11 protein-coding genes are annotated in these 15,004 nt (G+C 45.4%); 7 read left to right on the plus strand and 4 right to left on the minus strand.

Annotated features, from left to right (window positions below):
• Positions 1-37: 37 nt before the first annotated feature.
• Complete coding sequence (locus L4D74_RS04850; RefSeq protein WP_428751007.1) at positions 38-2,392, minus strand: helicase-related protein; 2,355 nt, start codon at positions 2,390-2,392, stop codon at positions 38-40.
• Positions 2,393-2,588: 196 nt separating this feature from the next.
• On the opposite strand from L4D74_RS04850, the gene L4D74_RS04855 reads away from it, so the two are divergent.
• The 3 genes from L4D74_RS04855 (at position 2,589) to L4D74_RS04865 (ending at position 5,474) form a co-directional block, all read left to right on the plus strand.
• Positions 2,589-4,277 (plus strand): NAD-dependent malic enzyme, encoded by a 1,689-nt coding sequence (locus tag L4D74_RS04855; RefSeq protein WP_428751008.1) that lies wholly within the window; start codon positions 2,589-2,591, stop codon positions 4,275-4,277.
• A 121-nt stretch (positions 4,278-4,398) separates the two neighbouring features.
• Positions 4,399-4,722, plus strand: coding sequence for a DUF3392 domain-containing protein (locus L4D74_RS04860; protein WP_428751009.1), 324 nt, complete (start codon positions 4,399-4,401; stop codon positions 4,720-4,722).
• 92 nt (positions 4,723-4,814) lie between these two features.
• Positions 4,815-5,474: a SanA/YdcF family protein gene (locus L4D74_RS04865; protein WP_428751172.1), complete on the plus strand. Its 660-nt coding sequence runs from the start codon at positions 4,815-4,817 to the stop codon at positions 5,472-5,474.
• A 57-nt stretch (positions 5,475-5,531) separates the two neighbouring features.
• On the opposite strand, the gene L4D74_RS04870 is transcribed toward L4D74_RS04865, so the two are convergent.
• Complete coding sequence (locus tag L4D74_RS04870; RefSeq protein WP_428751010.1) at positions 5,532-6,812, minus strand: sensor domain-containing diguanylate cyclase; 1,281 nt, start codon at positions 6,810-6,812, stop codon at positions 5,532-5,534.
• A gap of 252 nt (positions 6,813-7,064) precedes the next feature.
• Here L4D74_RS04870 and L4D74_RS04875 point away from each other — a divergent pair, with 252 nt between their 5' ends.
• Positions 7,065-7,889 carry a DUF2797 domain-containing protein gene (locus L4D74_RS04875; RefSeq protein ID WP_428751011.1) on the plus strand — a complete coding sequence of 275 codons (825 nt, stop codon included), beginning with the start codon at positions 7,065-7,067 and terminating at the stop codon, positions 7,887-7,889.
• Between the two features lie 116 nt (positions 7,890-8,005).
• On the opposite strand, the gene L4D74_RS04880 is transcribed toward L4D74_RS04875, so the two are convergent.
• Both L4D74_RS04880 and L4D74_RS04885 read right to left on the minus strand, forming a co-directional pair.
• Positions 8,006-9,232, minus strand: a complete 1,227-nt coding sequence (locus L4D74_RS04880) for a cysteine desulfurase-like protein (protein WP_428751012.1) — start codon at positions 9,230-9,232, stop codon at positions 8,006-8,008.
• Positions 9,216-9,872, minus strand: a complete 657-nt coding sequence (locus L4D74_RS04885) for a 2OG-Fe dioxygenase family protein (protein WP_428751013.1) — start codon at positions 9,870-9,872, stop codon at positions 9,216-9,218. The genes L4D74_RS04880 and L4D74_RS04885 overlap by 17 nt, the downstream gene beginning before the upstream one ends.
• A gap of 525 nt (positions 9,873-10,397) precedes the next feature.
• Here L4D74_RS04885 and trxB point away from each other — a divergent pair.
• The 3 genes from trxB (at position 10,398) to cydC (ending at position 14,959) form a co-directional block, all read left to right on the plus strand.
• On the plus strand, positions 10,398-11,354 hold the full coding sequence (gene trxB, locus L4D74_RS04890; RefSeq protein WP_428751014.1) for a thioredoxin-disulfide reductase: 957 nt from the start codon (positions 10,398-10,400) through the stop codon (positions 11,352-11,354).
• A 103-nt stretch (positions 11,355-11,457) separates the two neighbouring features.
• The gene (cydD, locus tag L4D74_RS04895; protein ID WP_428751015.1) at positions 11,458-13,245 is read left to right on the plus strand and encodes a heme ABC transporter permease/ATP-binding protein CydD; all 1,788 of its coding nucleotides are present in this window, start codon (positions 11,458-11,460) and stop codon (positions 13,243-13,245) included.
• Positions 13,238-14,959 carry a heme ABC transporter ATP-binding protein/permease CydC gene (gene cydC / locus L4D74_RS04900; RefSeq protein WP_428751016.1) on the plus strand — a complete coding sequence of 574 codons (1,722 nt, stop codon included), beginning with the start codon at positions 13,238-13,240 and terminating at the stop codon, positions 14,957-14,959. The genes cydD and cydC overlap by 8 nt, the downstream gene beginning before the upstream one ends.
• Positions 14,960-15,004 lie beyond the last annotated feature (45 nt).

Below are 15,004 nucleotides of genomic sequence, written 5' to 3' on the forward strand. Positions count from 1 at the left end.
TAACCGATTGCGTGCACCAGCCTGGCTTTTAAATCGCTCATCTTAAATCGATCACTCGGCTTGCTTTTTTATAACGGACACGCCACCCTTGCCACGCTGGCAACTCTTTGCGCATTGGATCCGCCTTTCTACTGCCTCCGTTGAAGTGAATCTGGACGAGTTTGCTACGTCCAAAATACTCCACATCCAGTTTCAAACCACTTAACTGAATGATAAGCGGAAATCGCGCGGCAAAATCTTGGTACTCCCACTCCGGAATTCCTTCGACAATAAAATCGTCTTCATCCAATAACTCAAGATCACTCAATGACTCCACGCCCAATGCTTTCAGATTATCGTGCAGCCATTGCTCTACAGTGATCGGTGAGGTTACTTTACTGTGCTCAGCCAACCCTAAATCTTGGTAGAGCTGCCAATGCTGTAGCTCACTGTTAATACGATGAGCTAACGCAGGAAAAACCTTCTTACTCATGATGGCGTTGACCATCATGGTTAATGCACTACCACCTTCAGGTTCTGATAATCGAGTGGTAATCACCCTTCCAGCGTATTGCAATTCATCGAAATTTTTCAGACCCAGTTCCGTATTAACGGTTTCTTTTGTCTGCCACTGGCCAACTCCTGAGTGTTCGATCATCGTCATGCTGACGGGCATAACCGCAGTCGCTAGATTCATTGTTTCCCTAACGCCGCGCCCTGGTAAGCTATGAATAGCAAAGACTAATGCCCCTTCAGAGCTTGGTTTAAGTCGACTCTGCCGTCCAAGAAGCACTTCCATATGACCATTACCGAGCGCCTCTTTACGCTTCTTTCGGCGAACAAATAACAGTTCATTGTTAGCCTGAATCGTTGCCAGTATCCACTCAGAAACATCATAACGTGACGCGACCTCTCGTGTAGGCAGTTGAAATACGTCTCGCATCTGTTGGGATAGACCTTGAGCTTCCTTTAACGCTTCCGCATTAACGGTGATGCCGCCAAACACCTTGCCACGTACCAGTCCAACTAAAAGCGTGGCATCGCAGCCTCTTGGCTCTTGTTTATCCAACGCTTCAAGTGCTTCTTCATTACTAGAGAGCTGGTACACGCTGCCTGTTGTGCACAACGCCGCCGTTAAGTCGATCATCACTTCTTTTAATGCGTTAGTCGGCATCTTAGCGATCAGGTGTGCGTATAAGGTATCAACAGGTAATGGGGCGAGCTGACGGCCATGATCGGTGATACCAAACTCATTAATTGCACCAAGTTCCGTTAAATGCTGCCTAGCTTGTTCTAGCGATTTCACGGGAATAGCATCGATAAAATCCAATCCCTCTAGCGACTGCCCACACATTGCCGCAACAAGAGCAGGCTCCACAACAGACTCTCGCTGAAGTTCTGGAGGCGTCACGACAGCAAGGGCGGCATGTTCTCCATACAAACGTACGCATTGCCCGTTCATCACTCTACCCGCTCGCCCACTTCTCTGCTTAGCACTGGCTTTGGAGATATGAGACAACATCAGCGTAGTACGACCATTTCTTTGCACATTGCGGCGCTCAAGACCTGAATCGATCACCAATTCAATATTCGGTATGGTCAGCGAGGTTTCGGCCACGTTCGTCGCCAACACAATCTTACGCTTGGTCTGCTTTGTCATTGCGAGCGCACGTTCCGTATCTGTGACCGCCGCGTATAATGGAGCGATAACAATATCGTATTGCTCGGCCATTGCTCGTAACATAGACGCCGTTTGTTGAATTTCCTTGCGACCAGGGAGAAACACCAGCACATCACCGTTTAATGTATGCCAGTAGCGCTCAACCGTTTCTTTGATTCTCTGCTCTAAATCTCGGCTATCTGGCAACTGGCGACTATCGGCTCGAACATGCTGAAGCGTGACGTCATAGTGACGTCCCTGCGCCACCAAACGTTGCGCGCCGAAATACCCAGCAAGCTTTTCCCCTTCAATTGTCGCCGACGTGATAACAGTTCTATGGCTCTGTGCTTGTTTTAGTAGCGCCACCAATAAGTCTGTATCCCAGCGCCGTTCATGAAATTCATCAATGATGACAATATCAAAGCCCGCCAGTTGATTTTCAGCAAACCAACGCAAAGCGACACCCGGCGTGACAAACACCACACGAGAGCTATCTTGGTAGCAACTTTCGAGCTTTATCGCATACCCCACACTCACACCTACCTTTTCAGATAGCGTTTCTGCGACAAACCCAGCCAGCGAGGTACACGCAATCCGACGCGGTTCAACCACCAGCACCCGACCTTGTGTCATCGCCCAAAGTGGCAAACGTGTCGATTTACCCGATCCCGTTTCAGCTTCAACCACCAAATGGTGCTGAGTAAGTAACTGTTTAAATTCGGATTCAATGCTATCAATTGGGAGAGAAATCATAACGACACTAAGCAATAAGTATTGGGAAAGTGAGTATAACGAGGGTCCAACAAAGTTTCGAGGTGCATCGGTGCACTTTTACCTAGTGTGACACAAGCCGTTAACAAAACTTCATCGCGATATGGTGAATTATATGGTAAATTACGCATCTTAATTGTGCTCAATTCCATCTCCACTGTTCCCAAACAGGTAACCCATGAATAACAATAAACGACCGCTTTATATCCCATATGCAGGCCCTGCCCTACTTAGTACCCCGCTCCTTAATAAAGGCAGCGCCTTTAACACCGAAGAACGCATGTCTTTCAACTTAGAAGGGCTACTGCCGGAAACGACTGAGACTATTCAAGAACAAGTAGACCGCGCGTATAAGCAATATACGAGCTTCGAAAGCGACATGGATAAGCACATTTATCTTCGTAACATCCAAGACACCAATGAGACGCTTTTTTACCGCCTGGTTCAAAACCATATTTCAGAAATGATGCCGATCATTTACACCCCAACGGTTGGGGCAGCGTGTGAAAACTTCTCAAACATCTATCGTCGTGGACGCGGCTTATTTATCTCTTACCCAAACCGTGATCGTATTGACGACTTGCTGAACAATGCACGTAACCACAACGTTAAAGTTATCGTTGTCACAGATGGTGAGCGTATCTTGGGATTGGGAGACCAAGGCATTGGCGGCATGGGGATCCCAATTGGGAAGCTGGCACTTTATACGGCATGTGGCGGAATTAGCCCTGCCTACACGTTGCCAATCGTGCTTGATGTGGGAACCAATAATCCACAACGTCTTGCAGACCCTATGTACATGGGTTGGCGTCATCCGCGTATTACCGGCGATGAATACCGCGCGTTTGTAGAAGACTTTATTCAAGCTGTCCAGCGCCGCTGGCCAGATGCGCTCGTTCAATTTGAAGACTTCGCACAAAAAAATGCGATGCCACTACTAGAGCGCTATAAAGATCGAATCTGTTGTTTTAACGATGATATTCAAGGTACCGCTGCGGTCACCGTGGGTTCTCTGCTCGCGGCATGTAAAGCGGCAGGCAGTAAACTGTCTGATCAGCGCATTACATTCTTGGGTGCGGGCTCTGCAGGTTGCGGTATTGCCGAAGCAATTGTGGCGCAAATGGTCTCTGAAGGCATCTCTGATGAACAAGCGCGTTCACAAGTCTTTATGGTCGACCGTTGGGGCTTATTGCAAGAAGGCATGCAAAACCTTCTCGACTTCCAACAACGTTTGGTTCAAAAACACACTAACACTGCCGATTGGCAAAGTGAAAACAGTGGTTTCTCGCTACACGATGTCATTAAAAATGGTAAGCCAACAGTATTAATTGGCGTATCTGGTGCGCCAGGTCTGTTTAGTAAAGAGATCATCCAAGAGATGCATCAACACTGTGAACGCCCAATTGTGTTCCCACTTTCAAACCCGACAAGCCGTGTTGAAGCGACACCTAATGACATTCTTCGCTGGACCAAAGGTCAAGCATTGGTCGCAACAGGCAGCCCTTTTGATCCTGTTGTGGTGGAAGGAAAAACCTACCCTATCGCGCAGTGTAACAACAGCTACATTTTCCCTGGTATCGGGCTTGGTGTACTCGCGGCTCAAGCATCACGCGTTACCGATGAAATGTTAATGGAATCTAGCCGTGCGTTGGCCGAGTGCTCTCCATTAGCACAAAAAGGCTTTGGGCAATTATTGCCACCGTTAGAAGAGATTCATTTAGTGTCTAAACGCATTGCCTTTGCCGTCGCTAAAAAAGCCATCGAGCAAGGCGTTGCGAAAGAAACCTCTGACGAGACGCTACGTGAAGCGATTGAAGAAAACTTCTGGCAGCCAGTGTACCGTAAGTACAAGCGCTCGGCGTTCTAAACGGAATACACCTCACATTTAGCGGTTTACCTACACATAGGCTCTTGTTTACAAGGGCCTTTTTTTTGTTTAATAACTTTGTTTTCGACTCCATTTTCCCGAATAAGTAAGGATCTCCCCTATGTTCCACATCTTCTCGCCCGGTGGCCAATTTATCTCTCCCTATCTTTTTGAGGTTTCAACGGCACTTGTTGCTTGCGTACTTGTCGTATTAGGTGCAGACATTAACCGCTTGATGCGAAATGCATTACGAAACACAAATTTCGCAATTCGCACGGTCTGCTTTATACTACTTAACGCATTTGGATATGGGCTGGTCATAATAAAAGCAACGCCCTTATTAGCAGATGTTTTGGATAGTACCGAACCCGGCTTGATGTTCAGCATTGTGGTTCTAAGCTTTGTGAGTATAGGCATTTGGGCTCAAAGGAATCGTCAGATTTAGTGACCTTTAGATTTAACAAGGAAACGTTGTTCTCCGCATCCATGTTCTCTTTCATCAAGAGAGGGCTTCGTATTGCTTGTTATACCGTCATCATGTTCGTTGTCTTTGTCATCTCCGTTGACCGTTGGGTCAGCTGGCAGGCTGAAGACCGCATTCTCACGTCTATTGAAGAGATAGATAACGTCCAAGTTGCGGTCGTGTTGGGCACCAGTAAATACTTGGGGCGTACACTCAATGAGTATTATTCACATCGCATCGAAGCGGCTATTGCTCTCTACGACGAAGGGAAGGTGTCACACTTTTTACTGAGCGGAGACAATGCTCATCGTTCATACAACGAACCTTGGACGATGAAACGGGACTTATTACGAGCGGAAGTACCGGAGCCCGCCATTCACCTCGATTACGCTGGCTTTCGGACGCTAGATTCCATTGTGCGAGCCAAAAAAATCTTCGATACTGATGACTTCTTAATCATCACGCAAAAGTTTCATTGCGAACGAGCGCTGTTTATCGCCCGCTCTTACGATATTAACGCAACTTGCTTAGCCGTTTCCGGTCCCACGACGAAATCTGGTTTTTCTGTACGTCTTAGAGAAGTATTTGCACGAACAAAAGCGTTTTTGGATCTCTACATTATGGACACGCAACCTAAATATTTAGGTCCAAAAGAACCCATCATTTCTGAAACGGAGGCGATAGAACGCGAGATGATACAAACTGCCCCTATAGAATCTCACCTCAACCCGTAATTTTCATCAATGTTGATAATTTCAATGATGTTTATACATAACTCAAATAAGCCGTCATTAGCTAAACACGACACAGTTTCTGCCCGCTTGTTTTGCACGATATAACCGATTGTCGGCTTGGGTTATCGCACCATAGACATTATCCGCACACACCTCAGACACACCGATACTACAGGTCAGCGAATCGCCGTGTATCCATAAATGACTACTGACTTTCTGTCGAATTTTTTCTGCTTCTCGCGCTGCCATCTCGCAATTTTTATCTAAACAAAAAATAACAAATTCTTCTCCGCCCCAACGTACAACTATGTCTTGTTCGCTAACAACATCCGACAATATCACTGCAAATTCACGTAGAACGTCATCGCCAACACTATGCCCGTAGCTATCATTGATAGACTTAAAGTAATCAATATCAATAAAAAGGAGGCTCATCACGCCTTTCGAGCAATTTCGTTGCTGGTTCTCCAACCATTCTCTTACTGCATGACGATTTCGAATCCCTGTCAGAGCATCTTTATGCGCTAACTCGGCGAACATAATATTTTCGCTGGTCAATCTTTGGTTGAGGCGCGCCAAATGAGCCGTTCTACGATGCGAACGCTCTATATCTCTACGGTGCTTTCTAAACTCCCAGGCGATCAAAGAAATCGCCGCCATAACCCAACCAGCCAGTAACATTAGAAAAAGCGACTCTCCCTCAATATATCGCCCTATTAAAGTAATGTTCTTAATTACTATTTGGTGCTCTCCCAACATTGAGCCAGAGCCAGTCGCCAACTCAAATTTGGTGATGTTACTGTATTCAGGAGAAGCAAATTTAATCGGTATTTTGTTATCAACCAACCACCACGTCATAACTTGAAAGTTCTTGATGGGAATCGACAGCAGCCCGCTCTCATGGTTGAGCGTAATACCGTTGTACTTATGGGTATACTCGTCTTCAAGGTTAGAATAAGCGGGATTATAATTTCTAAAGTAAAGACGCAACGTTTTATCCACATCAGCTGGCAATGAATAATCGAGCTCAATTTCGAGTGTATGATAACTGGACAAGTCTATGCCTTTGGATGCGTCAGCACTTAGGTGAATCGACAGACCACAATATGGCCAAGGGTAGTCGCTACTTTTTAACTCACAGTTAAGTCGTGTCTGATTATTGCTTGTTGTTAAGATCGACTGACTTTGCCCCCCATCTTGTTGATCGTTGGTAGCAAAGAGTTCGAATTTGTTTGTGGTTAAGACAAGCCGTTTCTGTTCTCCCCACAAATGGTAAAACTGAACAAACGCAACCGTCACAAAAACCAATAACAGCAATAAACGATAAGGAAACTTCATTGGGTAGCGCTAAACTCAAATTCTGACTAATCCATCAATAAAACTAGCGCTTGCCTCATCCATTAGCAATACTCAATTCACGATACCATGAAGCCTCTCGCTGTATATGACGTCTAACATTGACAATTTCTTATGATCTATAAATCATTCAGTAGCTCATTCCCCTATTACCGCAGACTCCGCTCTCTTTTTAAACAGACCACAAGCGCTGTATTTGTTACACTAAATAAAACAACAAAAATGAGTAATGTCATGTCGCTTTTAGCATCTGGTACGCTATCCAAAATGCGTGCTACTCTCGACTCAACGGTTCAATATCGCCTACCTGTCGGCGAGCAAGAAATCGAACTCGCGTCTTTCATCGGTCGCACATTAACTCTTACCCATACTGGCAATATTTTTTGTAGTGCCTGCGGTAAGAAGACTAAAAAAAGCTACTCTCAAGGTCACTGCTTTGTCTGTATGCGTAAGCTCGCCAGTTGCGACATGTGCATAATGAAACCTGAAACGTGCCACTATGATGCCGGTACCTGCCGAGAGCCTGAGTGGGGGGAAGCCAACTGCATGGTGGACCATTTTGTCTACTTATCGAATACCTCTAGCCTAAAAGTAGGTATCACTCGCCACACTCAAATCCCCACTCGCTGGATTGATCAAGGTGCCACACAAGGTCTACCTATATTAAAAGTGTCAACTCGCTACATTTCTGGCTTAATTGAGATTGAACTGGCGAAACACATTGCCGACAAAACCAATTGGCGCACACTATTAAAAGAGGATGGCTCGCCAATTGCGTTGCAAGAAAAAGCGCTAGAGCTACTTCCTCTTGTAGCGGATAAGATTGCGGAAATCCGAGCACAATATGGCGAGCAATCTATCGAAATACTTGCCGAAAACATTACGTCTCTTAGCTATCCGGTAGAAGAACACCCGACAAAAATCAAGTCCCATAATTTCGATAAAGAACCTGTTGTTTCAGGCATACTAAAGGGAATTAAAGGTCAATATCTGATCTTCGACACGGGCGTGATTAACATTAGAAAATTTACGTCTTACGAAGTAGAAGTCTCCGAATAGCCTGTAAGGTAAGGGGGTAAAAAACACCAATTGTTAACAGCGCGCTATCTGTAACAATCCCCCTATTTTTGCACCCAATCATTGCCCTCTTTCACGAGGGCAATGACGGACAAACATTAATGCATCGATTCAAGGGCGTCGAAAAACGTATCGACTTCCGCCAAGGTGTTATAGTGCATAAAGCCCACACGTAATACGCCCCCTGACTCCTCAATACCAAGCTGCTTGACCAAGCCTAACGCATAGAAATGCCCGTTCCAAACACAGATATTCTCTTCACCGAGTACTTTTGCCATCCATTCCGGTGAATGTACACTTGAACGTAAAGCAAAGGTTGGGGTTCTCAGCTGATGGTCGGCTTCCGGCATCCCATAGAGTGTCATGTAGTCTAATCTAGACAGCCTTTCTAAAAAGTAACGACTAATTTGTTCTTCATGCTGAGCAATGATGTTAGCAGATGATATTAACTTTTCACGAGTACCCTTTCCTTCGCCCCATTGGGCTAAATACTCAATCGCCGCGACTAAACCTGCCAATGATTCAAAGCTTTGAGTCCCTGTTTCAAATCTACCCGGACCAATATTGGTTGCTGGTTCAACCTTGTATGGTTTTAGCGATTGCAAATGTTGCGGTGCAATGTAGGCAATACCTAAATGGGGTCCAAAAAACTTATAGGCAGAGCACACTAAATAATCGCACCCCAAACTTTGAACGTCGATCAATGCATGTGGTGCAAAGTGAACTGCGTCTACATATACTTGGGCTCCCACTTTCTTTGCAGCCGCTACAATACGACGAATGTCTGTAATGGACCCTGTCGTATTAGACGCATACGTCACAGCAACCAGCTTCGTCTTATTGGTCAGTAATGATTCAAAGTGTTCATAATCAAGAGTGCAGTGGCGCTCATCTACCTGAACATGCTTAACAATGGCGCCTTTATCGTCCGCTGCTTGCTGCCAAGACGACACATTCGAATAATGATCCAATGCGGTGACAATGACTTCATCATCAGGTTGCCAGTCACGAGAAATCGCACGACTTAACTGGAACGTTAGCGACGTCATATTAGCACCAAATACTACCTGCTCAGCGCTTTCTGCATTGAGAAATTCAGCGGCGGTGCTGCGAGCCTTTGCCATTAACGTGACGGTATGTTGACTCGAAAAGTAATGCCCACCAAGGTTTGAGTTATAACGCCCTAAATAATGAGTCATTGCCTCAAGTACTGTTTGCGGTACTTGCGAGCCACCCGGTCCATCGAGAAACACAACAGGCCGTTCATTATGCCATTGCGCCAGCGCCGGAAATTGCTCTCTTGCTGAATTAGGAGTGAAGTGCATTATTCACATCCTTGGCTGTGAGTACAAAGACATCCATGTGCCCTTCTGTTTTGGAGTCTACGCAGCGAATAGGTTGCGCGTTATGCCACAAGCGATGATCATCTAAAATGGCCACCTCACCATCTTCAAGCACTTTTCTAAAGAACGGCGCTTCATGATTGTCGTTGTACAGCATCACTTCCCCACCAACGATGTTCTTGCGCTCAATGCCCACAATTGCAACATGGTCAAACCCATCTTGATGCACCCCTTCAGGCGCGACTTGAGTCTCTTCATAAACTGCAGCGATGCGCATTTGATGAATTTCTATCTCTTGTCCATTAGGCAGTTGATTTGACGTCATAAATAACGATACCAATTCTCGCATGCCCTCACTGTGCAATGTTTTGGAGAGGATAGGCTCAAAGCGACGAATCACATCCCCTTGAAAGTGATTAAAGTGTTCTGTCTGCATAAAGTCATGTTTGTCTTCTTCAACGACTTTTCCATCACAAAATTGAATAACAGAGTAACGACGCAGACGATATTGCCCGTCAGCATGCTCGGTATGGGGCAATTTAGAAAAGGAAGGAGAAAGCTGTTGAGTAGCCTCTTCACTAAGCTGAGTTAAATGTAGGGTATTTTCATTGGAATGTAACATAATAATCGCCTTAACAATTTGCATTTTAACCACAAATGCAACAACTTATTTACAAATAAGTAAAACGCATTAACTCTGAAAATTCAACCATTCATAGCATTTGCATCCATCAACATGGCAATTTCAAAACATTAATCCACCATTCACCCGAAAGTTAGCTTTTTATCATTACAACAACCGCGCTCAACAAACAAAAACTAGCATAGCTGACTACAGCAAGAGATTTAACCGCCATTTATCAATCAGTTAAGCTAGAAAAATAAGATAAAGCACTGCCTAATGACAACCCAACGCCATTACAGCTTGGGCTAGTCAAATATGCTATAAGATTAGATACTCAAAGCGGGTTACCACAGAAAGCACAGTCTATTGGACTATTTATCCACCTATCGTCAGCGGATTTCGTAAATATCTGACATTGTTGCTCGCTAAGTGTTGATTCTTATCCGCAAAGCCCAATATATTAGAAGAGATAAAGCGAGTAGCTCAACGTCGCTGCCTAAAGATAAATAAGTGAGAATAAACATGGCTGATTCAAAACATTGTAAATTGCTGATTCTTGGCTCAGGTCCGGCAGGATATACCGCTGCTGTCTATGCGGCTCGTGCCAACTTAGATCCTGTGCTCGTCACAGGAATGCAGCAAGGTGGACAGCTCACCACTACCACTGATGTTGAGAACTGGCCAGGCGATGCCGAAGATCTTAGCGGCCCACTACTAATGGATCGGATGAAAGAACACGCAGAGAAATTCGACACCGAGATCATCTTCGATCACATCAATAACGTCGATTTCAGTGCGCGCCCATTTAAGCTCTTTGGAGACAGTCAAGAGTACACAGCGGATGCGGTTATAATCTCAACGGGTGCTTCAGCCAAGTACCTAGGACTTGAGTCCGAAGAAGCATTTAAAGGACGTGGTGTTTCAGCATGTGCGACCTGTGATGGTTTCTTCTACCGCAATCAAAAAGTCGCCGTCGTTGGTGGCGGTAATACTGCTGTGGAAGAAGCACTGTACCTAGCGAACATCGCCTCCGAAGTGCACCTAGTTCACCGCCGTGAAACATTCCGCGCAGAAAAAATCTTAATCAAACGCTTAATGGATAAGGTAGAAAGCGGCAATATTATTTTGCACACCAACCGCACGCTTGACGAAGTAGTAGGCGATGAAATGGGCGTAACGGGTATCAATGTTAAAGATACTCAAACCGACAGTATTGAGCACATTGAAGTGATGGGGGCATTTATTGCCATTGGCCATCAACCAAATACATCGTTATTTGAAGGCCAATTGGAGATGAATAATGGTTACATCATCGTAAAATCAGGCTTAGAGGGCAACGCCACGCAGACCTCTATTCCAGGTATCTATGCAGCAGGAGATGTTATGGACCATAATTATCGCCAAGCCATTACCTCTGCAGGCACGGGTTGTATGGCTGCTCTGGATGCAGAACGCTTCCTCGACGCTATCAACGCCTAAAACAATTACAAAACCTTAGAACCCAGTGGTGTATACACTGGGTTCTTTTTTGTATACTCCCCGCTTCTTCTAAGAATAATACTCATTAAGTTAAGCCGTCTAAATGGATAAAAAGAAACAACGGAGCTTGAATAACTGGCTCAAAACGCAAAGTCGTTTAGCAAAGCGCTGGCTACTGATCGCAGTAGGCCTTGGCGTGTTATCCAGCTTGTTCTTGCTCGCGCAAGCTGCTTTGATAGCGACCATACTCCACCAGCTCATTATTGAACATACTGACAAATATGAACTTATCCCCTATTTTATCGGACTAATTGTCTCGGTCGCAGGACGTGCTGCGTGTGCGTGGGGAAGAGAAATAGCTGGATTTAAATGTGGCGAAAAAATCCGCAGCTACATTCGAGAGCTTATTCTCAATAAACTCCACGAACTGGGGCCAAGCTATATTAAAGGTAAACCAGCCGGCACTTGGGCAACACTGGTATTGGAACAAGTCGAAGATATGCATGATTTCTTCGCTAAATACTTACCACAGATGTCGCTAGCAGTCTTAGTACCCTTTGTTATCTTGATTGTCGTGTTCCCTATTAACTGGGCTGCGGGCCTTATCTTCCTGATTACCGCTCCTCTTGTGCCTCTTTTCATGGCATTAGTTGGTATGAAGGCAGCAGACGCGAACAGAAAAAACTTCAAAGCACTGCAACGCTTGTCTGGTCACTTTTATGATCGCTTGCAATCCATGACAACAATCCGTCTATTTAACCGCACTGCAGCAGAAAAAGATGTACTTGAAGGTGCGTCAGAAGTCTTTAGAAAGAGAACGATGGACGTGCTTCGCTTAGCATTTCTCTCTTCTGCCGTACTTGAGTTCTTTACCTCTATCTCGATTGCAATGACCGCTGTTTATTTCGGTTTTAGCTTTATTGGTGAAGTCAATTTTGGTCACTACGGCGTTGGCGTGACCTTATTTGCGGGTCTATTCATTCTGATCCTTGCTCCGGAGTTTTATCAACCATTGCGAGACCTTGGCACGTTTTATCACGCCAAAGCTCAAGCGGTTGGCGCGGCAGAAAGTATTGTTGAATTCCTAGATACGAAAGTGGAAAACTTACCGCAAGGTCAAAATAAGCTGAGTACTAACAATCACATTGAACTCTCTGCCGATAATCTCGAAATTTTTAGTCCAGAAGGCAAGCGACTCGTTGGCCCTATCAGCTTCCATATTAGTAATGGTCAAAGCATAGCCCTTGTCGGTCCAAGTGGTGCGGGTAAAACAAGCTTAGTGAATACGATTTTGGGCTTTATGCCTTACTCGGGCTCCCTAAAAATTAACGGCCAAGAATTGCGTGAACTTTCCTGTGATGATTGGCGGGAAAACATCAGCTGGGTTGGACAAAACCCATTGCTTTTACACGGTACCATCCGTGAAAACATCACACTGGGCAAAGAAAATGTCAGCGATAGCACCGTGCTAAGCGCCCTATCTTCCTCATTTTCAGATGAATTTGTGGATCAGCATGGCCTTGATTACCACGTTACTGATCGTTCTAGTAGTTTGTCAGTCGGGCAAGCTCAACGCTTGGCACTGGCGCGCGCGATGATTCAAGATGGGCAATTTTGGCTTCTTGATGAACCCACCGCCAGCTTAGATGCCAAAAGTGAACGCTTAGTCACAGAAGGCATCAGACAAACCACGCAAGGGAAAACCACGTTAACGGTAACTCACCAGCTATCACAACTTAAAAACGTCGATAGCATCTGGGTCATGAATCACGGATATATGGAACAATCTGGAAGCTTTGCCTCATTAGCACAAACTGATGGGTTATTTAAATCCATGCTGTCGGCACACAATACGATGGTCGATAACAATAAGGGGAATTTAGATGCGTGAGTTACTCCCTTATCTTAAATTATATAAGAAACATTGGTTTGGTCTGTCTCTGGGGATGGTACTCGCCTTTGCAACGCTCTTTGCCTCGATTGGTCTCTTAACCCTATCCGGTTGGTTTATCTCCGCCTCAGCCGTTGCCGGGCTAACTATCGCAAGAGAAACCTTCAACTATATGCTTCCCGGAGCGGGCGTTCGGGGTGCCGCAATGGGAAGAACAGCGGGTCGATGGGGAGAGCGAGTCGTTAGCCATAACGCGACGTTTAAGCTTCTGACCGATCTGCGAGTGTTCTTCTTTAGCAAGCTTGCGCCGCTGATCCCAAGTAAAGCGATTAATATCCGTGATGCAGACATGCTTAACCGTTTAGTCGCAGATGTTGACGCAATGGACCATGTCTACTTACGTTTAATCAGCCCTATTGTTGTGGGTTTCTTGGGCATCATAGGTCTGACTGCCGTACTTTGCTGGTTTGACACAACCCTAGCCCTTACTCTAGGTGGAATTTTACTGTCGCTGTTGATTATCTGGCCGGTATTATTTTATTACCTTGGGAAGAACAATGGTCATGAACTGACAATAAACAAGGCTGATCTTAGAGTTCGAACTTTGGACTGGCTGCAAGGTTACAGTGAGTTAACGCTATTTGGTGCAGAATCTCGCTACCGTGAAGCTATTCTCGATGCTCAGCAGCGCTTACTCAGCAATCAATTTATCCATGCCAAGGTCTCAGGTCTTGCGCAGGGTCTGTTGATTCTAGCTAACGGCTGGTTACTCATCCTTATTTTGTGGTTATCCGCTGATGGTGTCGCTGGCAATCAACCAGATCCACTGATTGCGCTAATGGTGTTCGCCACCATGGCCAGTTTTGAGCTACTGATGCCCATCGCCGGCGCATTCCAGTTCCTTGGACAGACACTGACATCGGCCAAGCGGTTAAACGAGATTATCCTTGCTGAGCCAGAAGTGCAGTTTCCTATGGAGCCAGTCACGCACAACGACCACTTCTCTATCGACTTTGACAAGGTACAATTTAGCTACCCTGATGCCCATCAAAATGCACTAGAAAATGTCTCTGTTTCTGTTGCGGGCGGCGAGAAATTGGCGATTGTTGGACAAACAGGTTCAGGTAAATCTACGCTATTGCAACTCATCTCTCGCTATTGGGACGTTCAATCTGGCAGTGTCAAACTGGCTGGTCACAATATTCAAAACTGGAGTGAGGTGCAGTTAAGACAATCAATGAGTATTGTCAGTCAACGTGTTGATATTCTAAACGGCTCGTTACGCGATAACTTAGCGATGGCAAAACCTGATGCTCAAGATTCCGAGTTAGAGGCGGTATTAAGTCAAGTTAGTCTAAACACGTTGCTGACTGAATCGGGTTTAGATACTTGGCTTGGTGATGGGGGACGTCAACTTTCGGGAGGTGAGAAAAGACGAATTGGTATCGCTCGAGCACTGCTGCACGATGCACCAATTCTATTACTTGATGAGCCAACCGAAGGCTTAGACAAGCAAACAGAACAGCAAATGATGGCGCTATTTGACCAGCATTTCGTAGGTAAAACCGTTGTGTTCATTACCCACCGTTTAGTTAACCTCGATACGTTCGATACCATTTGCTTACTTGAAGATGGCAAAGTCCTAGAGCTTGGGCATCATGATGCATTGCTGGCTAAACAAGGGCGTTATTTCGAGCTGCATCAAACACTATAATGACTCATACAATCCGCTCCTAAAGGAGCGGATTGTTGCTTTTCG

Source organism: Vibrio cionasavignyae (assembly GCF_050337155.1).
GTDB classification, from domain to species: Bacteria; Pseudomonadota; Gammaproteobacteria; order Enterobacterales; family Vibrionaceae; genus Vibrio; species Vibrio nomapromontoriensis.